At 69.4% G+C, this 21711-nt stretch carries 29 protein-coding genes; all 29 read left to right on the top strand.

The window, feature by feature from the left end:
- Positions 1–4: 4 nt before the first annotated feature.
- Entirely contained in the window at positions 5–172 is a 168-nt protein-coding gene (locus OG302_RS22405) for a hypothetical protein (RefSeq protein WP_371528399.1), read from the top strand.
- A complete protein-coding gene (locus tag OG302_RS22400) occupies positions 169–795 on the top strand; it encodes a hypothetical protein (RefSeq protein ID WP_371528398.1) in 627 nt (208 codons plus the stop codon). Before OG302_RS22405 ends, OG302_RS22400 begins: the two co-directional genes overlap by 4 nt.
- A 32-nt stretch (positions 796–827) precedes the next feature.
- Positions 828–1037, top strand: a complete 210-nt coding sequence (locus tag OG302_RS22395; RefSeq protein WP_371528397.1) for a hypothetical protein — start codon at positions 828–830, stop codon at positions 1035–1037.
- Between the two features lie 95 nt (positions 1038–1132).
- A complete protein-coding gene (locus OG302_RS22390; protein WP_371528396.1) occupies positions 1133–1612 on the top strand; it encodes a hypothetical protein in 480 nt (159 codons plus the stop codon).
- Positions 1609–1986: a hypothetical protein gene (locus OG302_RS22385; RefSeq protein ID WP_371528395.1), complete on the top strand. Its 378-nt coding sequence runs from the start codon at positions 1609–1611 to the stop codon at positions 1984–1986. The genes OG302_RS22390 and OG302_RS22385 overlap by 4 nt, the downstream gene beginning before the upstream one ends.
- Positions 1983–3083 carry a conjugal transfer protein gene (locus OG302_RS22380; RefSeq protein ID WP_371528394.1) on the top strand — a complete coding sequence of 367 codons (1101 nt, stop codon included), beginning with the start codon at positions 1983–1985 and terminating at the stop codon, positions 3081–3083. The genes OG302_RS22385 and OG302_RS22380 overlap by 4 nt, the downstream gene beginning before the upstream one ends.
- Complete coding sequence (locus OG302_RS22375; RefSeq protein WP_371528393.1) at positions 3083–3271, top strand: hypothetical protein; 189 nt, start codon at positions 3083–3085, stop codon at positions 3269–3271. The genes OG302_RS22380 and OG302_RS22375 overlap by 1 nt, the downstream gene beginning before the upstream one ends.
- Before the next feature lie 6 nt (positions 3272–3277).
- Positions 3278–3421, top strand: a complete 144-nt coding sequence (locus OG302_RS22370; RefSeq protein ID WP_371528392.1) for a hypothetical protein — start codon at positions 3278–3280, stop codon at positions 3419–3421.
- A 7-nt stretch (positions 3422–3428) separates the two neighbouring features.
- Complete coding sequence (locus OG302_RS22365) at positions 3429–3950, top strand: hypothetical protein (protein WP_371528391.1); 522 nt, start codon at positions 3429–3431, stop codon at positions 3948–3950.
- A complete protein-coding gene (locus OG302_RS22360; RefSeq protein ID WP_371528390.1) occupies positions 3947–4378 on the top strand; it encodes a hypothetical protein in 432 nt (143 codons plus the stop codon). The genes OG302_RS22365 and OG302_RS22360 overlap by 4 nt, the downstream gene beginning before the upstream one ends.
- Positions 4379–4457: 79 nt before the next feature.
- A complete protein-coding gene (locus OG302_RS22355; RefSeq protein ID WP_371528389.1) occupies positions 4458–4580 on the top strand; it encodes a hypothetical protein in 123 nt (40 codons plus the stop codon).
- A gap of 384 nt (positions 4581–4964) precedes the next feature.
- Entirely contained in the window at positions 4965–5141 is a 177-nt protein-coding gene (locus tag OG302_RS22350) for a hypothetical protein (protein ID WP_371528388.1), read from the top strand.
- 162 nt (positions 5142–5303) lie between these two features.
- On the top strand, positions 5304–5567 hold the full coding sequence (locus OG302_RS22345; protein WP_371528387.1) for a hypothetical protein: 264 nt from the start codon (positions 5304–5306) through the stop codon (positions 5565–5567).
- Positions 5568–5580: 13 nt separating this feature from the next.
- Positions 5581–5856, top strand: coding sequence for an HNH endonuclease (locus OG302_RS22340; RefSeq protein ID WP_371528386.1), 276 nt, complete (start codon positions 5581–5583; stop codon positions 5854–5856).
- 6 nt (positions 5857–5862) lie between these two features.
- Complete coding sequence (locus OG302_RS22335; protein WP_371528385.1) at positions 5863–6300, top strand: AAA family ATPase; 438 nt, start codon at positions 5863–5865, stop codon at positions 6298–6300.
- A 191-nt stretch (positions 6301–6491) separates the two neighbouring features.
- The gene (locus OG302_RS22330; protein ID WP_371528384.1) at positions 6492–6758 is read left to right on the top strand and encodes a hypothetical protein; all 267 of its coding nucleotides are present in this window, start codon (positions 6492–6494) and stop codon (positions 6756–6758) included.
- A complete protein-coding gene (locus OG302_RS22325; protein ID WP_371528383.1) occupies positions 6751–8232 on the top strand; it encodes a terminase in 1482 nt (493 codons plus the stop codon). Before OG302_RS22330 ends, OG302_RS22325 begins: the two co-directional genes overlap by 8 nt.
- Before the next feature lie 11 nt (positions 8233–8243).
- Positions 8244–9386: a phage portal protein gene (locus tag OG302_RS22320; RefSeq protein ID WP_371528382.1), complete on the top strand. Its 1143-nt coding sequence runs from the start codon at positions 8244–8246 to the stop codon at positions 9384–9386.
- 2 nt (positions 9387–9388) lie between these two features.
- The gene (locus OG302_RS22315; protein WP_371528381.1) at positions 9389–10120 is read left to right on the top strand and encodes an HK97 family phage prohead protease; all 732 of its coding nucleotides are present in this window, start codon (positions 9389–9391) and stop codon (positions 10118–10120) included.
- 88 nt (positions 10121–10208) lie between these two features.
- Entirely contained in the window at positions 10209–11423 is a 1215-nt protein-coding gene (locus OG302_RS22310; RefSeq protein WP_371528380.1) for a phage major capsid protein, read from the top strand.
- A 64-nt stretch (positions 11424–11487) separates the two neighbouring features.
- Positions 11488–11721 (top strand): hypothetical protein, encoded by a 234-nt coding sequence (locus OG302_RS22305; RefSeq protein WP_371528379.1) that lies wholly within the window; start codon positions 11488–11490, stop codon positions 11719–11721.
- A gap of 11 nt (positions 11722–11732) precedes the next feature.
- The gene (locus OG302_RS22300) at positions 11733–12287 is read left to right on the top strand and encodes a head-tail connector protein (protein WP_371528378.1); all 555 of its coding nucleotides are present in this window, start codon (positions 11733–11735) and stop codon (positions 12285–12287) included.
- The gene (locus OG302_RS22295) at positions 12288–12752 is read left to right on the top strand and encodes a hypothetical protein (protein WP_371528377.1); all 465 of its coding nucleotides are present in this window, start codon (positions 12288–12290) and stop codon (positions 12750–12752) included.
- A gap of 24 nt (positions 12753–12776) precedes the next feature.
- Positions 12777–13004, top strand: a complete 228-nt coding sequence (locus OG302_RS22290; protein WP_371528376.1) for a hypothetical protein — start codon at positions 12777–12779, stop codon at positions 13002–13004.
- Position 13005: 1 nt separating this feature from the next.
- Positions 13006–13992: a phage tail tube protein gene (locus tag OG302_RS22285; RefSeq protein ID WP_371528375.1), complete on the top strand. Its 987-nt coding sequence runs from the start codon at positions 13006–13008 to the stop codon at positions 13990–13992.
- A gap of 8 nt (positions 13993–14000) precedes the next feature.
- Entirely contained in the window at positions 14001–14513 is a 513-nt protein-coding gene (locus OG302_RS22280) for a hypothetical protein (RefSeq protein ID WP_371528374.1), read from the top strand.
- An 8-nt stretch (positions 14514–14521) separates the two neighbouring features.
- Positions 14522–15091: a hypothetical protein gene (locus tag OG302_RS22275; RefSeq protein ID WP_371528373.1), complete on the top strand. Its 570-nt coding sequence runs from the start codon at positions 14522–14524 to the stop codon at positions 15089–15091.
- A 76-nt stretch (positions 15092–15167) separates the two neighbouring features.
- Positions 15168–18974: a hypothetical protein gene (locus OG302_RS22270; RefSeq protein ID WP_371528372.1), complete on the top strand. Its 3807-nt coding sequence runs from the start codon at positions 15168–15170 to the stop codon at positions 18972–18974.
- Positions 18975–21704 carry a carbohydrate binding domain-containing protein gene (locus OG302_RS22265; protein WP_371528371.1) on the top strand — a complete coding sequence of 910 codons (2730 nt, stop codon included), beginning with the start codon at positions 18975–18977 and terminating at the stop codon, positions 21702–21704.
- Positions 21705–21711: the final 7 nt, after the last annotated feature.

Genomic DNA, 21711 nt, shown 5'->3' with positions numbered 1-21711 from the left:
CCTCATGAGCAACCACGAGATCCAACTACTCGCCCTCGGGGTCGGGATCGGCATGCAGCTCATGCTGCTCGTGCAGATCACCTTCGCCGTCCTCGACGACCGTCGCGCCCGCAAGACACTGCGAGCCCACGAAGCCGAGCTCGAAGCCGCACAGAAGCGGGCCAACGCGTGAGCGCCAGCTGCGGGCTCTGCGAACGCGACCTCGAGCACGGGCACCTCTGCCCCGGCGACACGCTCGCCCTGGCCGAGCGCCTCGACCGCATGCCGAAGCTGTACGACGCTCTGGGCGCGTTCCTCGCCCCCGCCAGCACGCCGCCCGGCGACCGCGTGTCCAGCGGCCCGGCCGGATCCCGGATGCCCGTGGACGAGGCGGCCCTCGATCTCCGATTCGGAGGCATCGCCTTGGTCCTCGAGTCGTGGCGCTCCGACGTCCAGCACGAACGCGGCTGGGGTCCGCCCGCCATCGGGGGCACCGTCGAGCATCGCGTCTTGGCCGCCTCCCGGTGGCTGGGCATGAGCCTGGAATGGATCGCCGCGAGCTACCCGGCCGCTGGCGAACTGGCCCGTGAGGTGCGCGAGATGGAAGGCGCCGCCCTGTCCATCCTGGGCGCACTGCCCGATCGCGGCCGGCGGATCGGGCAGTGCGTGGCCATCGACCCGTCCGGGGCCCTCTGCGGTGCTGTGCTGCGTCACCGCACCGGCGAGACGCGGATCGTCTGCCCCTGGTGCACGTGCGTGTACGAGTCCCGCGACTTCCTGATGCTGAAGGCGCTTCAACCGTGCGAGTCATCGTGACTATCACGGGGGGCCGTGATAGCGTGCTGCTTGTGACCGAAGAACCCTGGCGGGTTCGGTTCCAACGTGAGGACGAGCTGGTGGAACAGCTCCAATCGCAGCTGGCCGAAGCCCTGAAACGGCGGGGGAAGGCGCTCGCCGACGGCAAGAAAGAGCTCGGCAGTTCCTACGCGGTCGCCAAGGATCGCGGCCGTAGCTACACCGTCATCAACGACGCGATCAAGAAGTACTCAACCGAATAGAGCGGGGCCGGACGACAGCTCCCGGGTGGTGGAACACCCGAGGCGCGCGCGTCGCCCGACCCCTACCGAACATCCTGACTAGACCAGGAGTCGGCATGGCCGATCTTTCCATGTCCCCGCACGCGGGCGACACCACCCACACGTACCCGAGTGAGCTCCCCGCCGCGATCACCGTGGCGCGCCGCATGCTCGGCACCTACGGCACCGTCGACTACGGCCAGGCCGCCAACACGGCGCAGGCCCATGGCCTGCTCGCCGAGGCCCTGCGTATCCTCCTGCGAGGCATCGACCGCGCTGCCCTCGACAACGAGGCATTGCGCCCGCCGCCCGTCGAGCCCTACGAGCCCATCGGTCCCGGCTGTGGCGCTCCCGCCGCTGCGCTCATCGAGGGGTACAGCCCCCGCGACGGCCTTGCCCACGGCAGCCTGGACCTCACGGTCTACGCCTGTGACGAGCACGCCACCACCGCCCGCACGGACTGGCTCCGCGGGATGACGCCCTACTCGATGCCTTCGCCCAGCGGCCGCCGCTGCGGCACGCGCTTCGACTACCGCACGCTCGGCGGTGGCCGATGAACGCCGAGCCCCGCACCGTCACCGTTACGGTCCTCACCACCCAAGCCCTGGACATCGACGAGCCCACGTGGTGCGTCGACGCCCACAGCGGCGCCCAGTTCAAGCCCGACATCGTCCACAACGGGCCCGAGATCGCCGCGTACATCGAAACGGGAGACACGGCCCTCGCCTACCTCCAGGCGTGGATCACCACCGCGCCCTACGGCGTCATCCACCACGAGCCGCTCCCGCTCGTCGCCATCGACGTCGCCGGGACCGTCGCCTCCTACGACCCCGACACCGTCCGGGCGTTCACCCGCATCACCCGCCTCCACCTCGACCGCATCGACCAGCTCGCCGACGAGGCCGAGCGGCTGCGCGGAGGTGGCCAGTGACGCGCACCCTGAACGCCTGGCAGATCACCGTCCTGTCCGTCGCGACCGTTCTCATGATCGCCGTCGGAGGCTTCGGAGGCTGGGGCACCTACACCAACGTCGCAGCCCAGTTCCACCGCGGCGCCACCGCCGCCGGTGTCGTCGCCGCCGGCGAGGGCCTGGCCCTCGTCCTCGCGCTGACGATGCTGTGCCTGACCATGCTCGGCCAGGCCTCACCGAAGGTCGTCCGCCTCGGCCTGTGGCTCGCCCCCGTCGGAGCCTGCGCCACAGGCGTCACCATCGCCCGCACCACAGGCGAGGCCATCGTCTACGGGCTGACCCCGATGGCGATGTCCGGCGCCGCCGAGGGCCTCGGCCTGATCGCCCGCCGCGTCACCATCTACCGCACCGGTGTGGATGCGGAGCAGATGCGCCGCAACGCCGACGCCGTCCAGCAGATCGCGTACCAGCAGGCCGTCGCCCAGCACCACCCCGACGAGGAGACCCGCAACAAGGCGCTGCGCGACAGCTGGACGCTGGCCGAGAAGGTCGGCCAGGGCGACGCCCAGCTCGGCGCCGAACTCGTCGACGTGCAGCGCATCCGCATCCGTGACGGCGCCGACACCGCCCTCGGCGGCATGTACGGACGACAGACCCTCACGGCGAAGGCCAGTCCCGACCGGTCGGCGCAGGCCGTTCTGCGGCGCCGCTTCGCCGAGATGGACCCGGCGGATGCGGTGCGGATCGCACGTGATGCGCAGCCGGATATGACGCCCGCCGAACTCGCCTCCCTGCTCGTCGGCTACGGCGTCGTCATCGACTCCGTACAGGTCGCCCTGGTCCTCGGGGAGCGGCCACCGGAGTACGAGGTGCATCGACCGGATGCGGCTGATGCGCTGCAGGTCGCCGCGCTGGAGGCCGTGACGTTGGAGGCCGCCGTCGTTGAGGCCGCATCCACTCTCGGCCCGGACGCCAAGGCCCGCGAGATCGCCGAGTACTTGGAGCGCCACCGCCGCCTCGTCGTCGCCGAGCCGTACATCCGTACCGCGCTCTCACGCGAGGCGAAGCGCCAGCAGGGCGGGGCCCCGGCCAAGCCGATGGAAGGCGGGTACAACTGATGCGCGCTTCCGCCTCTGCTCCCGACGAACATCGCGTCCGGCACCTGCTGCTCGTGAACGGTGTCGGCCCCGACGCTGAGCAGCTGCTGCCCACGCTCCCGCCCGGCGACCTCCCGCCCGGCTACGAGCCCGCCCCGGCCCCCTGGCTGTGGGACGCCTACTTCGCCGGCCACCCGCCGATCGAGTAGGCCCCGGTGCTCGCAGTGCTCTTCCCGGTCGCTGCCCTGGTCGCGTTCCTCGGCCTTTGCGCCGTCGCGCTCACCGACGTCCCCCGCATCACCGGGACCGTCGCCCTGATCATCACCCTCGCCGCGCTCGCCGTGGCCATCCTCCGCTGAGGACCCCATGACTCCGCTCGACATCCCTACCTACGGCCTCGTCTCCCTCGGAGGCGTGACCGTCGGACTGTCCCTTTTCGGCTGGGACTTCACCCGCTGGTGGGCCAGCAACAAGAAGCGCCTCTCACTCAAGGCGCTCCGCCGCCTCGCCCCGTTCCTCCTGTGCCTCGCCTACGGCACCCTGCTCATCCTGTCCGCCGGCGGCCTCATCGGCGCCGCCGCCGACTGGTCGCTATGGGGCACCAACAAGGTCGGCGAAGCGATCCTCGTCTACGGCGTTGGCGGCACATCACCCGACGTCACGCGAGGATCGTTCCTCGCACTCACCCCCGGCGGCCACGCGTTCATCATCATCGCTACCGTCGTCCTGGTGGCCGTCGCCTCCCGCCGCGGGTTCCGGCTCGACTTCCTGCGCGGCATCCTCGCCGGGGTCAGCCTCGGCCTGGCGTCCAGCGTCGCCGGTGTCGCCGGGTACGTCCTCGCTCCCGTCGTCTCGTTCTCGGGCGACCTGATCGTGGGCCTGCTGTGAGGGCGCGCGCGGTCGCGGCCGGCCACCGCCTATGCCTCGGCACGGGCAAGGCCTTCGAATGGCTCGGGTACTGGCTCGGAGGCAAGAGCCACACCCCCGAGCGCCACACGCTGCCCGCCGACCTGGCGTGGCTCGGCGTCGTCCTGCGGCGCCTCGTCCTGCTCGCGCTCGCGGCGATCTTCTATGCCGGACTCCTCATCCAGGCGCCGCACTTGATCTACCTCGCGCCGATCGCGTGGGCCGTAATGGCGTGGCAGATGTCCGATTGGTCCGCCACTCCCCCACCGAGAGGGGTGGCCCCCGAATCCGACGAAGCTGCACGTCGCAGGCTCAAGAGGGCGAGAGGGGCTCTGGATCCGAACGGGGTTATGTGCATCTACCACGCACCACGCGAGGAGATCAACGAGCCCGACTCGCACGCCACTTAGACCCCAGGGCGGCCGACTGCTGCCAGGCGACCCGGCCGCCCTGGTCCACCCATCCCGATCACACGAGACAGGAACCGCCATGATCTCTCGACTCCTCACTGCCGCCTACCGGATCGCCGTACTCCGCTACGACCAGCCGCCCCTGGACCTCTGCACCAACTGCATGGGGTACTTTCCGCCGTCACACTTCCCCTGCGTCTGATCCCGAGGGCCCGGGCCCCACCGCGTCGATCGCGGCGGGGCCCGCTCTGCCGACCAGACACCGTGCTCAGGGCGCGAGAGTGACGGGGTTATCCACAGCCTGCGAGTTGTCCACCAAGATCCAACAGTCGTGCGGGGGCCCGCCAGAGTCGAGCCATGCCGACCCGCACAAGCCCCCGCCCCCTCGTCCCCTGGGAGCACTGGACCGCCCGCAGGAGCAGCCGCACATGTGGATCACCGCCCCACGGCGGGTCAGGTAAGGGCATGGACATACCTACCTGGGTGCTCTTCGCGCTCGCCACCCTGCTCGTGCTCATCATCGGCATCGACGTCGTCAGCACCGTCATCGACCTCGTCGACGTCATGCAAGGCGCATCATGGCTCTATGGAGCCCGTACTCGTCGACCCCTACGCCGCCCACGCTGCAACCGGCATCAAGCCGGGCACCATCCGCGTGTGGCTCCACCGAGGCAAGCTCACCCACCACGGCCACGATGACCACGGCCGCGCCCTCGTCGACCTGCACGAACTCCAACACCGCGTAACAGGCAACGCCGCTTGACCCATTACGTCGCAGGCTGTAACACTCAAGGCACGTCCGGCGTGCCCAGACGCACAAGCCCCGCCACCGCGCGGGGCATACGCATGTCACGACCCGGCCAACACGCCTTCACGCTGCCCCCACACGCGCCACGCTGGACCCCCACACCATCCGGGGGGAACCATGCGCACTCGCGCCGCCATCGCCATCGCCGCCGCTCTACTCGCGGGCCTCACCGCGTGCGGCAAGTCCGACGCCGAGATCGAAGCCGACTGCGAGAAGGCGATCGTTGAAGCGTCCACCGTCACGAACCGTCCCGAAGCCTGCGACGACCTCTCAGAGGACGACTACCGGGCGCTCCTCATCGCCCGCACCCTGCGTGACGGCGGCGTCGTCGACGACAACGGAGACGTAGACCTGCGCGAGCTCGTCGACGAGGACCAGTAGCAGGGAGGCGCCCGTGGCCGGCATACGCAACGGGCGCCCATACCGCCGCCTCGTCGCCGCACAGAAGGCGCTCGGCCTCCCGTGCTGGCGCTGCGGCCACAACATCCCCGCCAACGTCGACGGCACGCGCCACCCCCTCGCCTTCACCCTCGACCACCTCATCCCGCTCAGCCGAGGCGGATCACTCCTCGACCCGGCCAACGCCCGCTCAGCACACCGGCGCTGCAACAGCGCGCGAGGCAACCGGCCCGACCCGGTACGGCAGGCGCGAGCCCCGATGAGGTGGTGAACCCCCATGCTGTACGTCATCACCGGCCCGCCGGCCTCGGGCAAGAGCAGCTGGATCGACAGCCACGCCAAGCCGACCGACATCGTCATCGACCTGGACCGCATCACCCGCGCGCTCACCGGACCCGGCGCCCCCGCCTGGAACCAGGACCCCATCCAGCTGCGCGTCGCCCACCGTGCCCGCTACGCAGCCATGGACGAGGCGTTCACGCTTCGTGACAAGACCGACGTGTACCTCATCCACACCATGCCCAGCGCCAAGGCCAGGGCCCGCTACAAGCGCCTAGACGCCAAGGTCATCACCGTCGACCCCGGCCGCGACGTCGTCATGCAGCGCATCGAAGCCATGCGCGACCCGGCCATGAAGAGGGTCGCCGCCCGCTGGTACAACTCCCGACGGGCCGCCTCCCACATCACCGCCGGCGGCTCCCCACTCACGTGGTGATCATGGCTCCGCCCACTTTTTGAGCACAGGAGCGGGCGACCCAAACGCCCTTCTCGCCCGATTTTTTACACGGCGCCTGTACTCGCTAATCCGCTGGCCTCGACTCCAGCGATTTAGCGGGCGCCCCTAATCCGCCGACGCCGACGCCAGCGATTTAGCGCGGTGACTGCGCGTGACCACCGGGGGTGATCATGCCGACGAACGTCGAGGCGACTGCCGCCGAGATCGCCCAGCTCCGCGTCGGCGAGACGGCGCCCGGCCTGTCTCAACTCGCCCTGACCCTGGCTGCGGTAATGGACGGCAAGGACGGGGCGACCGCCAAGGCGAACGCGGGGCGTGAGCTGCGCGCCGTCCTGGAGGGCCTGCGCAAGGTCGCGCCGGCGGAGGAGCGGAACGACAGGATCGACCAGCTGTCGCAGAAGCGGGAGGCACGCCGTGTCACTGCCCGCCGTGCCTGAGCCTGGCTTCGGCGTCCAGACGCCGCGGTTGTTCACCGCCCCTCCCGCGTTCCTGTCCTCGTCCGGGCAGGAGGCTGTCGAGCTGGCGGCGATGGCGGGCCTGGACCTCTTCCCCTGGCAGCAGCACGTGCTGGACGTCGGGATGCGGGAGCGCGAGGACGGCAACTGGTCCGCGTTCGAGATCGCGGTGAACGTCGCCCGGCAGAACGGCAAGGGCGGCGTGATCGAAGCGAGAGAGCTGGCCGGGCTGTTCCTCCTCAAGGAACGGCTGATCATCCACTCGGCGCACGAGTTCAAGACGAGCCGCGTCGCGTTCCAGCGAATCCAGTCACTCATCCTTGGATGCCCTGACCTGCGCAAACGCGTCAAGCGGATGTTGTGCAACACCACAGAGACGTCGATCACGCTGACCACCGGGGAGTGCCTGCAGTTCATTGCCCGCTCGGGTGGCTCGGGGCGTGGCTGGACCGGTGACTGCAACATCCTCGACGAGGACATGATCCTTGGCGACGACGCCATGGGCGCGCTGATGCCGACGATGTCGGCCGTCCCGAACCCGCAGCTCTGGTACCTGGGTTCGGCAGGGATCGGCGCCCCGTCCGTGCAGCTGGCGCGGCTGCGGCGCCGTGCGCTGGCCGCGCTGGAGGCCGGTGTCCCGGATCCGTCGCTGGCGTACTTCGAGTGGTCGGTGGATCCGCACGTGGACGAGTGCCCGCCGGGCTGCGCGGACCACGACGATGCTGATGACCCGGCGGCCTGGGCCAAGGCCAACCCCAGCCTCGGCTACCTGATCACGCCCGAGTACGTGCGCAACGAGCGCGCGTCGCTGGGCTCGTCGGGCATCTTCGAGCGCGAGCGGCTCGGCGTGGGCGACTACCCCTCGGACGAGGCCGACACGTGGCAGGTCATCGGGGAGGACGCCTGGCGGGCCCTGGCGGTCTCCGACGCGAAGCGGTCGGCGCCGGTGGCGTTCTGTATCGACATGACGCCCGAGCGATCGCATGCGGCGATCTGCGCGGCCTTCCGCTGGCGCGGTGGCGTGCACGTCACCGTCGTCGAGCACCGGCCCGGCGTGGGCTGGATCGTCGAGCGCGCCAAGGAGCTGCACAAGAAGTGGAAGCCGCGCTGCTGGGTCGTGGACCCGGCGAGCCCGGCCGCCTCGCTGATCGACGCACTGGAGGACGAGGACGACGGCTTGGGCATCGAGGTGGTCAAGCCCAAGGCGCGCGAGATGGCGGCCGCGTGCGGCCAGTTCTACGACGCGGTATCCGCGCAGGAGCTGACGCACTTCGATGATGCGCCGCTCGCTTCCGCGCTGGCCGGCGCGCAGCAGCGTCCGCTGGGTGACGCGTGGGCGTGGGCCCGGCGGATCGTGTCCGTGGACATCAGTCCGCTGGTCGCGGCGACGCTGGCCAAGTGGGGCCTGGGCGCTGAGGTCGAGGAACCGAAAGACATCATGCAAAGCGTCTGGTGAGGGGACAGCTCATGAAGTGGTGGCCCTTCCGCCGGTCGGCGTTGAAGCGTGCGATCTCGTATCAGGACGTGTGGGGGTCGGGCGGGGACCCGGCTGTCCTGCGCGGTGGCAGCCAGGAACGGGCACTGCGCCTGGGACCCGTGTACGCCGCTACGCGGCTGCTCGCGGACTCCGTGGCATCCCTGCCACTGAAGAGCTATCTGGCGGCGGGAGACGACCGCCTGCGCGCCCCCATGCCCCCGCTCTTCCGGCGTCCGGCGGCGACCGGTACGCGCTACGACTGGCTGCACCGGTGCATGACTTCGCTGACGCTGCGCGGCAACGCCTACGGGCTGATCGTCGCGTGGGGGCCCGACGGCTGGCCGAGCCAGATCGAGTGGCTGCACCCGGACGATGTGAGCATCCAGGACAACCTCGCGGCCGTGCCGGTCTGGTACTACAAGGGGCGCCGCCTCGAGGACGGGCAGCTCTTCCACGTTCCCGCCTATACGGTGCCCGGCCAGATCCTGGGGCTCTCGCCCATCGCCTACTTCGCGACGACGACCGAGGCCGGTCTGCTGGCCAACCAGTTCGGCCGCGACTGGTTCGCCAACGGCTCCACCCCGAGCGCCGTCCTGGAGACGGACATGGTCGTCGACCGCGACGCGGCCACGATCCTGAAGGCGCGGTTCAAGGAAGCAGCCGAGGGCCGCGACGTCGTGGCGCTGGGCAACGGCGTGAAGTACCGGGCGATCTCGGTCCCGGCGAACGAGTCGCAGTTCCTGGAGACCATCAAGGCCACCGCCAACCAGATCGCCGCGATCTACGGCGTGCCCCCGGAGAAGGTCGGCGGCGAGACCGGCGGATCGCTGACCTACGCCACGGTCGAGCAGAACAGCATCGACCTGCTGACGTGGACGCTGCGGCCGTGGCTGGCCCGCCTCGAGGAAGCGTTCTCATGGCTGCGCCCGCCGACGGAAGAGGCGCGGTTCAACGTCGACGCGATGCTGCGCACCGACACCCTCACCCGCTACCAGACCTACCGGATCGCGCGCGCGATCGGCCTGCACAACATCGACGAGCTGCGGCGCCTGGAAGACGAAGAGCCCCTGCCCGGTGGCATGGGGCAGAGCTACGAGCCACTGGTCAAGGTGGCCAAGGACGAAAGCGAGTAGACGTGAACGACAGTGAACGTCGCTTCACGCGCGGCCTCGTGGAGGTCCGGGCGGCCGGCGACAGCAGGACGATCGGCGGGTACGCGGCGAAGTTCAACACGCTGAGCAGGAACCTCGGCGGGTTCGTCGAGCGCATCGATCCGGGGTTCTTCGCCAAGAGCGAGGGTGACGGATGGCCGCGCGTGATGGCCCGCTACAACCACGACAACATGGCGCTGCTGGGCACGTCCCGTGCGGGCACGCTGCGGCTGCAGACGGACGGCACCGGCCTGGACTACAGCGTCGACGTACCGGCAGCGCGCGGCGACGTGTACGAGCTGGTGCAGCGCGGTGACATCGCCGAGTCGTCGTTCGCGTTCTACACGTTCGAAGACGACTGGGCGATGACCGACGACGGGTTCCCGGTGCGGACCCTGCTGTCCGGGCAGCTGGTCGACGTCGCCCCGGTAAACGATCCGGCCTACCTGGACACGTCCACCGGGCTGCGCTCGCTGGCGGAGAAGGCCGGCGCCGACCTCGCCGAGGTGCGGGCCGCGGCCGAGGCGGACGAGCTGAAGCGGTTCCTGGCCAAGCCGAACACAACCGTCGTCATCGACCTGGACGGCACGGCCGCGGCCGACGCCGTCCGCTCGGTGATGTCCAAGACCAAGCCGCCGAGCGGGCAGGGCGACACCCACCCGGTCATGGCGGTACGGCAGCGGCGCGCCGAGCTCATGAAGCGCCGCACCTTCTGAGGCAGGGCGAACCCCACCTCGACACCCCACCCACCAGGCACCCCGGCCCACTTGCCGAGGGTGCCTTCGTCATGCCCAGGAGGGCGACGTGAGTTCACACATCAAGGCGCTGCAGGAGCGCCGCGCGAACATCTGGGAGCAGACCAAGGCGCTCCTGGATGCGGCCGAGGCCGACAAGCGCGACCTGACCGCCGAGGAGGAGTCCAGCTATCAGGCGCTGAACGGGGACCTCGACAAGATCGATGCCCGCGTGAAGGACCTGACCGAGGCCGAGCAGCGCACCAAGGACGCCGAGGCGGCGTTCGCCGGTCTGCTGTCCAAGCCGCAGGAGCAGGAGCGCAAGACCGAGACGGACTCGGAACTGCGGCGCTGGGCGCGCGGCGAGCAGCGCGGCATCGACATCGCCAAGCCGGACGGCGTCGCCTTCCGTGACCTCGTCAAGAGCTCGGCGACCGCGGGCGGCAACACCGTCCCGACCACGTTCTACGGCCAGCTGATGGCGCACCTCATCGAGGTGTCCGGCGTGATGATGGCCGGGCCGACCGTCCTCAACACCTCGTCCGGCGAGACCATCGAGATCCCGGTGACCACCGCGCACTCCAGCGCCGCGCTCACCGCCGAGGCCGGAACGCTGACCGAGTCGGACCCGGCGTTCGCCAAGCGCGCCCTGGGCGCCTACAAGTACGGCGTCCTGCTGCAGGCGTCCAGCGAGCTGCTCACCGACACCGGCGTCGACCTCGAGGGCTACCTCGCCATGCAGGCCGGCCGCGCGCTGGGTAACGCGTTCGGCGCTCACGCCATCACCGGCGACGGCTCGTCCAAGCCGACCGGCGTCATCACCTCGGCATCGGCCGGCGTGACCGGCGGCACCGCGGTGGTCGGCGCGTTCACGGCGGACAACCTCATCGACCTCTACTACTCGGTGATCGCCCCTTACCGGAACAGCACCTCGTGCGGCTGGCTGATGCGGGACTCCAGCCTCGGCGCGGCCCGCAAGCTCAAGGACGGCCAGGGCCAGTACCTGTGGCAGCCCTCCATCCAGGTCGGCGCCCCGGACACCCTGCTCGGCAAGCCGGTCAACACAGACCCGAACGTCGCCGCCCCGGCGCTGTCCGCGAAGTCGGTGGCCTTCGGTGACTTCTCGCAGTACTTCGTCCGCCTGGCGGGCGGGGTGCGCTTCGAGCGCTCCGACGACTACGCGTTCAACTCCGACCTGGTGACCTTCCGGGCGATCATCCGCGCGGACGGTCTGCTCATCGACCAGACCGGCGCGGTGAAGGTCTTCACCGGCGGGGCGTCCTGATCCACCCGCACCCAGGGCGGCCGTCGGATGGCGGCCGCCCGTCGCACCCCTTGAGAGGAACGACATGCGTGTCCGCATGAAGGTGACGATCTCCGGAACCCGCGACGGCCAGCCCTGGCCCGAGCGCGGCGGGGCGGTCGAACTGCCCGACGACGAGGCCGGGCAGATGATCGCCGCAGGCCTGGCCGAGGAGCACGACGGCGAGGAACCGGCCGAAGAGAACGCGGCCAACCCCGCCGAGCCCGAGAAGGCCACCGGCCGCCGCAAGCCCATGACGAAGTCCACCGTCGAGAAGTAAGGCGGGGCACCATGGCGCTGCTCACCCTCGCCGAAGCCAAGGCCCAGCTCGACATCGACGGCACCGGCGACGACGCGGAGCTGGGCGTGTACGTCGAGGCGCTCACCGCGGCGATCGAACGGCACGTGGGCCCCGTCGAGACGCGGGAGTTCACCGAGACGATCGAGGGCCGCAGCGCCTCTCTGTGCCTGTCCCACGTTCCGGCCGTGGCCCTGGTGTCCGTGGCCCCGGCCGTCGAGGCGGGCGACGCCCTGGACCTGGATGCGCTGGTCCTGGACGGCACGCCCGGCATCGTTCGCTACCGGGGTGGCTCGTTCGCCGGGACGCTGTGGCTGGTCACCTATACGGCTGGCCGCGGCACCGTACCGCCCACCATCAACCTCGCCGCCCGGATCCTGCTGCAGCACCTGTGGCGCACCCAGTACGGGGCGTCGCGTGGTCTGGCCAGCGTCGGGGGCGGGGACGACTGGAGCGTGACCGAGCCGACGCCCGGCTGGGGATACGCGATTCCCAACCGCGTGCTGCAGCTGCTGGAGCCGTACAAGGTTCCGCCGGGGGTGGCTTAGATGCAGACCTCCCGAGTTCCCGCCGCGATCGAGGCCCTGCTGGCGATCCTGCGTGCCCGGCCCGCGCTGGACGAGGTGGCCATCGTGGACGGGCCGACCGCGGTGAATCTGACCAGTCGGCGCCGGATCCATATCGGCTGGTCACCGGCTGGCGAATCGGCTGTCGGACTGGAGCAGGAGTTCGCCTCTGCGGGGGCGCGCCTGCGCGACGAGTCGTTCGCGATCGCCTGCTACGCCGAATCGCGGGGCGGCGACAAGGACATGGCCTTTCGTCGTAGCGACGTCTTCACGCTGGTCGGCGAGGTCGAGCAGGCGCTGCGCGGCACCGATGCCGCACCGGAAGCTCCGACCCTGAACGGCACCGTCCTGTGGTCGGAGCTCACAGCCGGGGACCTGACCCAGTCACACAGCGAGGGCGCCATCTGCGGTCTCGCGTTCACGGTCGCCTGCCGCGCCCGTATCTGATCCACCCCATCAAGGAGTACTGCCATGGCGCGTGTGCGCTTCATCGGTCCCGAGACGGTGACCGTGCCCGAACTTGGCGACCGGGTCGTCGAGCCGGACGAGGTCGTCGAAATCCCCGACGACCGCTTCGAGGGCTACGTCTGCCAGCCGCAGACGTGGGAGTCCGTCGAAGAGCCCAAGGAAGAGCCGACGTCGGCGCCGCTGCTGCCGATGCGGAAGAGCGCGGTCAAGCCGCAGAAGGACGAGGTCTGACATGGCGATCGGTTCCGGTCTCGGCGCACAGATGGGCATTGCGCCCGAGGTGACGTATGGCACCTACGTGGCGCCGACGAAGTTCATCGAGTTCACCAAGGAATCGCTGGTCCTCAAGAAGACCACGGCGCAGTCCGCGGGCATCGCGGCCGGCCGCCTGATCGCATTGTCCTCGCGGCGCGTGCTGACCCGGCGGGAGGCCTCGGGGAGCATCGAATTCGAGGTCACCAACAAGTCCATGGGCGTGCTGCTGCAGGCGCTGATGGGCACGTCGGTGACCCCGGTGCAGCAGGCGGCGACGGCAGCGTACCTGCAGACGCACACTCTGGCGGATACGGCGGGCAAGAGCCTGACGATCCAGAAGGGTGTTCCGCTCACGACGGGCACGGTGACCCGGAAGAACTTTCTGGGCTGCAAGGTCACCAGCGGTGAGTTTTCGTGCGAGGTGGGCGGCATGCTCACCGGCAGTTTCGAGATCGACGGCAAGGACGTCGAGGAGAGCTCGGCGCTCGCGGCGGCGTCCTACTCGGCGATGTCGCCGTTCCACTTCGGGCAGATGGCGGTGAAGACCGGCGCCTACGGCACAGAGACGGCGCTGGACGGGATCCGCAAGGTGTCCTGCAAGATCGAACGGCCGCAGGAGACCGAGCGTTTCTACGCCGGGCAGTCGGGGTTGAAGAAGGAGCCGATCAGCAACGACCAGGTGAAGGTGAGCGGCACCCTGGAGTCGGACTACGTCGCGACGATGCTGGATGACCTGCACACCTCCGACGGCGCGACCAGCCTCGTCTGGGAATTCGTCGGCCCGCTGATCGCCGCCACCCACTACCAGACGTTCCGGGTCGTCCTGCCTGCGATCCACCTCGACGAGGGCCCCCCGGTCGTCGACGGCTTCGGCGTGGTCAAGCCGAGTTTCAACTACGTCGGATTGTTCGACGGCACGAACCCGTTCAAGATCGAGTACATGTCGACCGACATCACGCTGTGAGGTGACCGGTGGTCAGCGATGTGCGCATTCTGGGCACCGGCCAACTCATCGAACTCCAGCGGAAACTCCGCGCGGCGGGCAACGAGAACCTGCGGGCGAACATGCAGCGCCGTGTGCGCCGCGCAGCCGAACCGTTGCGCGATGACCTGCAGCAGACGATCCGCGCCCTGCCCATCCGCTCCGAGGGCCGCAAGGCGGGCAAGCGCGGTGGCCCCTCGCCGACCACGCGCCCGCTGCGCGCCACGATCGCCGGTGCCATCCGGATCAGCGTCCGCAACACCAGCGGGGATGCGGGCGCCCGCGTGTGGGTCGACAAGAGCCAGCTGCCACCGGACCTGAAGAACATGCCCGACACGATCAACTCGGGGCGGATCCGCCACCCGGTGTTCGGCAACCGCAGGCGGTGGGCCACGCAGACGGCCTCCCCGCCCTGGTGGAACTCCACCGTCCGCAAGCACACACCGCGCATGCAGCGCGAGGTCGCCCGCGTCCTGGACGACGTGCGCCGCCAACTCGAATAGGAGCAGCCTTGATCATCGTCTACACGCCCGCGGGCGGCGAGGCCGAGCAGTACGACGCCCAGACCCTCAAGGTGTCCGAGGTCAGCATCGTGCAGCGCACCATCGACATGAAGTGGGGCGAGATCAAGCAGGGTCTTGCGGTCGAGGATCTCGACGCGATGCGCGGTATCGCCTGGGTCATCAAGAAGCGGGCCAACCCCTCGCTGCGCTGGGCCGAGTTCGACCCCGGCATCACCGAGCTGGTCACCCGCATGGACAACACCGAGGTCCGCGACTACATCCAGGGCGCGGCCGAGGTGATGGCCGAGGACCCCGACGCGGACTGGGATGCGGTCCGGGGCGCGCTGGACGAGATCGCGGGGGCGGCCATCGATCCCGAGTTCGCCCGCGCGCAGATCGCCGCTGCGATGGCCGGCCCAAAAGAGGCGCCCGCCGAGCAGCCGGACGCGGCACCGGAGCAGACGCCCCCGGTGGAGCCCAACGCGAAATCGAACCCGACGTCCAGTACGCCCGAGACACCTACCTCGGACTCCTCGCCCATCTCTGCAACACCCCTCCCGCAGCCGTCGATGACCTGATCGTCGACGACTTCTACAACTTGATCGCCTGGATCGACGCCTACCAGCAGGCACAGCAGACGGAAGGCGGCGAGTCGTGACGTCGATGAACTTCATCCTGACCGGGCGCGATCACCTCTCCCGCGTCCTGAACGGGGCGGGAGACGCGAGCGACCGGCTGGGCCGTCGCCTGCTGGCGATGTCCGTCCAGGGCGATGCGGCCATGCGCCGCCTGGGCAACAGCACCACCACCCGCCTGGCGGGCATGACGCGGGACGCGGACGCGGGCAGCAAGGCCCTGGACGCGGTGAAGAAGTCCGCGCTCAGTCTGGCGCCGGCGGCCATCCCCGCTGCGGCCTCGCTGCTGCCGATCGCCGCGGGCGCGGGCGCGGTGGCCGTGGCGCTCGGCGCGATGGGTGCGGCGATGGGCCCGCAGATCGCCAAGCTCTCCGAAGCCGCGGAGGCAGAGAAGCGCTACCAGGACGCCGTCGAGAAGAGCGGCGCCCACAGTGAGGCGGCCATCACCGCGCAGCGTGAGTACGCGCAGTCGATGGCGAAGCTGCCGCCCGAGACGCGTAAGGCGGCGGCCGCGGTCGGCGTGCTGAAGGACGACTACCAGGCGTGGTCCGACTCGTTGGCCGGGGACACGATGGCTCCCTTCTCCAAGGGCGTCGCCCTGGTCAACGCCCTGCTGCCCAAGACGACCGGGCTGGTCAAGGGCGCGAGCGGCCAGACCGACCGCTTCCTGACGATCATCGGCGGGGCGATGGCCTCGCCAGGCTTCGACGGGCTGAACCGGCGCTTCACCGACTTCACCACGAACACCCTCTCCCGCATGAACGACAAGGTCGTCTCCGTGCTCGGCCGCCTCAACAACGGCGGTGGGGCTCAGGCCGGCGGCACCGTGCGGGAGTTCATGGACTGGGCACGAGTCCAGGGCCCGACGGTCGGCAACATCCTGCAGAACGTGGGCACCGCACTGATGAACGTGCTGCGCGCCGGGTCCGAGGTCGGCGTCGGCATGCTGCAGGCCATCGATGTCCTGGCGAACATCGTGGCCGCCGTACCGCCCAGCGCCATCGCACTCTTCCTGCAGCTGGCCGTGGCGATGCGACTGGTGAAGCTGGCCGCCGCGGGCATGGGCGCGGCGAGCGCGGCGGCTGCCGCGTTCGGTACCCAGCTGGCAGCGATGCGCACGGGCGCGGCCGGAACGACAGGCGTGGTGGGGCGCCTCACAGGCGCGTTCGCCGGGCTGTCGCGTGCGGCGAAGCTGAACGTCGCCGCACTCGGCGTGGGCCTGCTGGTCCTGGCCGTCACCAAGCTGAGCAACATCGGCAAGTCCGCCCCGCCGGACGTCGACAGGCTGTCCACGTCGCTGGGAAACCTGGGGCGCACCGGCAAGGCTTCCGGCTATGTGGCCGCGCAGTTCGGCAAGGACTTCGGGAAGCTCAACGATTTGATCGGCAAGGTCACCAACCCCAGCACGGTCGAGTCGATCAACAACTGGGGCGCCGACATCACGGGCGGGTTCCTCGACGGCGGCGACGCCTCCGAGGAGTTCGCCAAGAAGACGGACGCCGCCGATGACGCACTGTCCAAGCTGGTCAGCAACGGCAACGCCAAGCTCGCCAAGGCCGCGCTCGACCACATGATGAAGGGCCTGAGTCCCGAGAACGCCAAGAAGTTCCGGGAGTCCCTGGACGGCTACGACAAGAAGCTGGCCGATCTCGCGCTCGAGCAGAAGATTACGGCCGACGCGATGGGCATCTTCGGCTCCAAGGCGCAGGACGTGCAGGCCAAGCTCGACGGCCAGAAGATGGCGGCCGAGGGATTGCGGCAGTCCATCGTCGCCCTGAACGATGTCAACCGCTCGGCCTACGACGGGCAGATCGCGTTCGAGGGTGCGATCGACAACCTGACGAAGTCGTTCAAGGAGAACGGCGCGACGCTCGACATCAGCACGGACGCGGGCCGCAAGAACGGCACCGCCATGTCGCAGGTGGCCAAGGCGCACGACGAGATGGTCACCTCGGGATTGGCCGCTGGTGACTCGCTCGGGTCGATGACGCGCAAGTCCGACAAGCTGCGTGGCTCGATGATGCGGCTGGCCACGCAGGCATTCGACGGCAACAAGCAGAAGGCCAAGGAGTACGTCAACACCCTGCTCGGCGCCCCCGGCGAGATCAAGACGCTGGTCAAGCTGGAGCGCAAGCAGGCGGTCGCCGGCCTTGAGTCCGTGCAGGCCGCGATCAAGAAGACCCCCGGCGCCAAGTCGGTCAAGGTGGCGACGCTGAACGGCGCCGCGATCCGGGCCCTGGAAGCGGTAGGCCTCAAGACGCGGACGCTGAAGGACGGACGCACGCAGGTCTACACGAAGAACGGCCAGGCCCTGGGTGCGATCGGCTCGGTATCCCGGGCTATCGCCTCCCTGCGCAATCGGACCGTCACCATCACCGTGTTCCGCAAGACGACGATCGCCACGATCCACACGTACCAAAAGAAGTACCTCAGCGGTCGCAGCCAGCACGACATCACCGGCAAGACCGGCGGCTTGTACACCGGCGGCGATTTCGCGCACCGCGGCAAGGGCTACGCCGGCGGCGGCCTGGTCGAGGGGCCTGGCACCGGGACCTCCGACTCGGTGTTCGCTCCGTGGCTGTCGGCCAAGGAGTTCGTGGTCAACGCGCGGCAGACGGCCCGGAATCTGCCGCTGCTGCGCGCGATCAACGACGGCAAGATCGGCATGGGCACGCTCGGGACGGGTGGCGCCGGCGCCGCAGTGGCCCAAGGCCTGGCCGGTGGTATCGACGCCTCGCACGGCCTGGTCGCCAAGGCGGCGCGGGCGATGGCGGCCGTCGTCATCACCGGGATGAAAGACGAGCTGCAGATCGCCAGCCCGTCGAAGCGCACGAAGGCTCTGGCGAACGACGTGGGCAAGGGCCTGATCTCAGGTATGACCGGGTCCCGCGACAAGATCAAGGCGACGTCCAAGGATCTGGCCAAGGACATCTGGTCGGCCTTCTCCGGGTCGAAGGACAACCGCTTGGTCTCCTACGTCAACCGGCATACCAAGACCCTGTTGTCGCTGGCCAGCAAGCGCGACGCCCTCACTGCAACGATCAAGCGGGCCAAAGATTTTGCGGAGTCGACGCGAGTCGGCGCGAAGAAGTCAGCCTCGCTGGGCGGGATGTTCGAGGGCGACGAGCAGGTCTCGGCGTCGGGCATCAACTCCAAGCTGCAGCAGCGTCTCGCGCGCATGAAGACGTTCAGCTCGTACATCAAGACGTTGGCCAAGCGCGGCCTCAACAAAACGATGTTGCGCGAGATCTTGGAAATGGGTCCGGAGGAGGGGTACGCCTACGCGTCGGCGCTGGCGGGGTCGTCGTCGAAGCTGCTGAAGGAAATCAACTCGACCCAGTTCAAGATCAATGACCAGGCCGAGAGCCTCGGCCGGTCTGGCGCCGATGCCCTGTACGACTCGGGGAAGAACGCGGGCCGCGGCTTCCTGAAAGGCCTGGCTTCGCAGCAATCGGCGATCGAAAAGCAGATGCTGAAGATCGCCAAGGGTATGGACAAGGCCATCCGTAAGGCGCTCGGCATCCGGTCGCCATCCACCGTGATGGCGCAGGTAGGCCGCCACTCCACCGAGGGCCTCGCGCACGGGCTCACCGACCGCATGCCGCTACTGAACACGGCACTGCGTGCGGTGGGCGGGAAGATCGGCGGCATCTACCCGGTGTTCGGCAGGCCCGCCCTGGCCAACGGGGTCGGCGGGCAGGTCGTCCAGATCCAGATCGATGTGCACGGAGCGATGGACCCGGTGGCCGTCGGCAAGGAACTGCAGCGGGTCCTGGTCAAGCTCAAGCGGACACAGGGCGTCAACGTGAATCTGGGGGTGGCGTAGATGGCACGAGCGGTGGTCGAGGCGGCGTTCGGGTCGACGATGAGCACGCCGTCCCCGACGTGGACGGAGATCACCGAGTACGCCGACAACGTCGGCGCCGCGATCAGCATCACCCGCGGGGCGTCCGACGAGCTGCAGGACATCTCGGCCGGGACCTGCAGCTTGACCCTCGACAACTCGGACGGGCGGTTCACGTCCGGGCTGGCGTCGGGCGCCTACTACCCCAACATCAGGAAGAACGTCCCGCTCCGCGTCCGCGTCGTGAGCTGCGACCGGAACCTGGTCACCAACCCTGATTTCGAGGCGGGGCTCACCGACTGGTCCAAGACGGCCTCGCCGTCGTGGACGGTGGACGCTACCCGTGCCAAGCGGGGCACGCAGTCGGTGCGTATGACGTGGGGCGCCCCGACCGGGCAGTCCCTGTACACGCAGCTCTACGGTCTCGACATCGGCATGCGGTACACCGTCAGCGCCTACGTGTGGGTCGCGGCGGGCGCCCCGGCCATGGAGTGCCGCGTCGAGGGCGTAGCGGTCGGGGCGGCATCCACCCTCACCGATACCTGGCAGCGCATCAGCCTGACGTTCACCGCGACGGCCACGCAGCACCGGCTGGCACTCCAGCAGGTGGGCACGCCCACCGTCGGCACCCAGTGCTGGGTCGATGCCGTGCAGGTGTGGGAGGGCGCCGCCGCCCTGCCCCTGAACCACCTCGCCAACGGCGACTTCGAGACCAGCGTCGCCAACTGGGCGTCCTCGGGCAGTCCGTCGGTGGCACGGTCGACGGTGCGGGCGCAGCGCGGTACCGGCTCGATGCTCGTCACGTGGGCCGGGGTCGATAACCAGTCGGTGACCTGCGACTCCATGGTGGGCATGATCGTGGGCCAGCAGTACACCTTCTCCGCTTGGGTGTGGGTGCCCGCCGGGCACACCGCGGTCCGCCTCACGGTGGCCGGCGGAAACCTCGGCCCGCCCTCGACTCTGGTCGATCAGTGGGAGCGCATCTCCATCACGTGGACGGCGACCGCGACCAGCCACCAGGTCCGCATCCGCCACAGCACCATCCCGTCCGCTGGGCACATGTCCTGGATGGACGCCGCGCAGGTCGAGGAGGGATCCACGCCGACGACGTACAGTCCGCTCGAGGGCGCGCAGCTGCACGCGCGGTTCTTCGGGATGGTCAACGACTGGCCGACCAAGTGGAAGGGCCTCTACTCGACGGCCTCCATCGTGTGCACCGACACCTTCAAGACCCTCGCCCGCCAGGAGTCCTTGCAGCCGATGCTCGTCGAGGAGGTGCTCCTCGACCGGCCCGCCGTCTACTACCCGCTCGGCGAGGCCGCCGAGTCGACGACCGCGGGGGACCTGTCCGGCTCCCCCGAGGTGGGCACTCTGTCGATCGTGCAGGCGGGCAGCGGCGGCACCCTCACCTTCGGCGACGGCCAAGGCCCCGCCGGTGCGGGCGACATGCCCACGCCCACCTTCACGCCGTCCGGCATCTCGGCGGGCAAGTACCTGACGGCCAACCTGGGACAGGGATTCCAGGACGCCAACGTGCTCTTCCGCGCCCGCACCGAATGCTGGTTCTCCACCAGCCAGGACGGCCGGGTGCTTATGGCGCTGACCTCGCTGTCCCACGATGTGCGGCTGATCATCTCGCTGGAGTCGGGCACCGGCAAGGCCAAGATCGAGCACATGGCGGACGGCATCGCGTCGCCCGCCATCGTCATCGCCACCCCGAACCTCGCCGACGGCCAGCTGCACCACATCCACTACCACGAGCTGAATCAGCAGCTCTACGTCGACGGCGTCCTCTACAGCGCTGTCACATCCACCGCGGTAGACCTGCGCCTGCTGTACGTCGGCGGCTACGCGGGCACCCGCCTGTGGTCCGGGACGATCTCGCACCTCGCTGTGTACCTGCGGGCCATCACCTCGGCCGAGATCATCCCGCACTACACGACCGGCAGTACCCAGCACATCGGGGAGAGCGCGGCCGTGCGGCTGGCCCGCATCGCGTCCTACGTGCCGGTGCCCGTCACGACCCAGGGCAGCATCTTCGACGGGATGGCCGCGCAGTCCGCGCTCGGCAACTCGCCGCTCTCGCACCTGAAAGAGATCGAGACCACGGAGTCCGGCAAGCTGCTCGCCGACCGCGGTACGGCCGGGCTGATCTACCAGGCCCGCGACGTCCGCTACAACCAAGTCAGCGCCGTCAGCCTGGCGTTCGCGGACCTGGAGACCACCGACCTCGAGGTGGCGGACGACGACCAGAAGATGGTCAACACCATCACCGCGTCCCGGCCGGGCGGGGCTACGCAGCGCGTCGTCGACCAGGCGGCGCGCGACACCTACGGCCCCTACGAGAAGCCGCTGGACCTGCTCAAGTCCTCAGACCTGAAAGTCCTGGACGCGGCGAACTGGCTGATCTCCCGCTACGCGGATCCGCCCACCGAGATCCGGCAGGTGCCCGTCGACGGGTACACGCTGCCGCTGGCCACCTACAGGGCGCTGCTCGCCGCCGACGTGTCCACCGCGCTGACCCTGACCGGGCTGCCCGAGCAGGCGCCGGCACCGACCGCCTCACTCACCGCCGAGGGCTACACCGAGACGATCACCCGCGGCAGGCACCTGCTCGACTTCCACACCTCGCGCGCGCAGACCGACACCGTCTGGGTCCTCGACGACCCCGTCTATTCGGTGCTCGGTTCCACCACCCGCCTCGCTTACTAGGAGAGCC

This window comes from Streptomyces sp. NBC_01283 (genome assembly GCF_041435335.1).
Lineage (GTDB): Bacteria > Actinomycetota > Actinomycetes > Streptomycetales > Streptomycetaceae > Streptomyces.
The sequence above is the reverse complement of the archived record's forward strand: the minus strand, read 5'-3'. Positions and strand labels throughout refer to the sequence as shown.

Bases quoted from the DNA above. Each gene is read 5' to 3' on its own strand.
- OG302_RS22390 (WP_371528396.1), top strand. From the start codon at position 1,133: ATGGCCGATCTTTCCATGTCCCCGCACGCGGGCGACACCACCCACACG.
- OG302_RS22305 (WP_371528379.1), top strand. From the start codon at position 11,488: ATGCGTGTCCGCATGAAGGTGACGATCTCCGGAACCCGCGACGGCCAG.
- OG302_RS22350 (WP_371528388.1), top strand. From the start codon at position 4,965: ATGGAGCCCGTACTCGTCGACCCCTACGCCGCCCACGCTGCAACCGGC.
- OG302_RS22290 (WP_371528376.1), top strand. From the start codon at position 12,777: ATGGCGCGTGTGCGCTTCATCGGTCCCGAGACGGTGACCGTGCCCGAA.
- OG302_RS22385 (WP_371528395.1), top strand. From the start codon at position 1,609: ATGAACGCCGAGCCCCGCACCGTCACCGTTACGGTCCTCACCACCCAA.
- OG302_RS22285 (WP_371528375.1), top strand. From the start codon at position 13,006: ATGGCGATCGGTTCCGGTCTCGGCGCACAGATGGGCATTGCGCCCGAG.
- OG302_RS22365 (WP_371528391.1), top strand. From the start codon at position 3,429: ATGACTCCGCTCGACATCCCTACCTACGGCCTCGTCTCCCTCGGAGGC.
- OG302_RS22320 (WP_371528382.1), top strand. From the start codon at position 8,244: ATGAAGTGGTGGCCCTTCCGCCGGTCGGCGTTGAAGCGTGCGATCTCG.
- OG302_RS22345 (WP_371528387.1), top strand. From the start codon at position 5,304: ATGCGCACTCGCGCCGCCATCGCCATCGCCGCCGCTCTACTCGCGGGC.
- OG302_RS22330 (WP_371528384.1), top strand. From the start codon at position 6,492: ATGCCGACGAACGTCGAGGCGACTGCCGCCGAGATCGCCCAGCTCCGC.
- OG302_RS22300 (WP_371528378.1), top strand. From the start codon at position 11,733: ATGGCGCTGCTCACCCTCGCCGAAGCCAAGGCCCAGCTCGACATCGAC.
- OG302_RS22405 (WP_371528399.1), top strand. From the start codon at position 5: ATGAGCAACCACGAGATCCAACTACTCGCCCTCGGGGTCGGGATCGGC.
- OG302_RS22295 (WP_371528377.1), top strand. From the start codon at position 12,288: ATGCAGACCTCCCGAGTTCCCGCCGCGATCGAGGCCCTGCTGGCGATC.
- OG302_RS22375 (WP_371528393.1), top strand. From the start codon at position 3,083: ATGCGCGCTTCCGCCTCTGCTCCCGACGAACATCGCGTCCGGCACCTG.
- OG302_RS22265 (WP_371528371.1), top strand. From the start codon at position 18,975: ATGGCACGAGCGGTGGTCGAGGCGGCGTTCGGGTCGACGATGAGCACG.
- OG302_RS22355 (WP_371528389.1), top strand. From the start codon at position 4,458: ATGATCTCTCGACTCCTCACTGCCGCCTACCGGATCGCCGTACTCCGC.
- OG302_RS22335 (WP_371528385.1), top strand. From the start codon at position 5,863: ATGCTGTACGTCATCACCGGCCCGCCGGCCTCGGGCAAGAGCAGCTGG.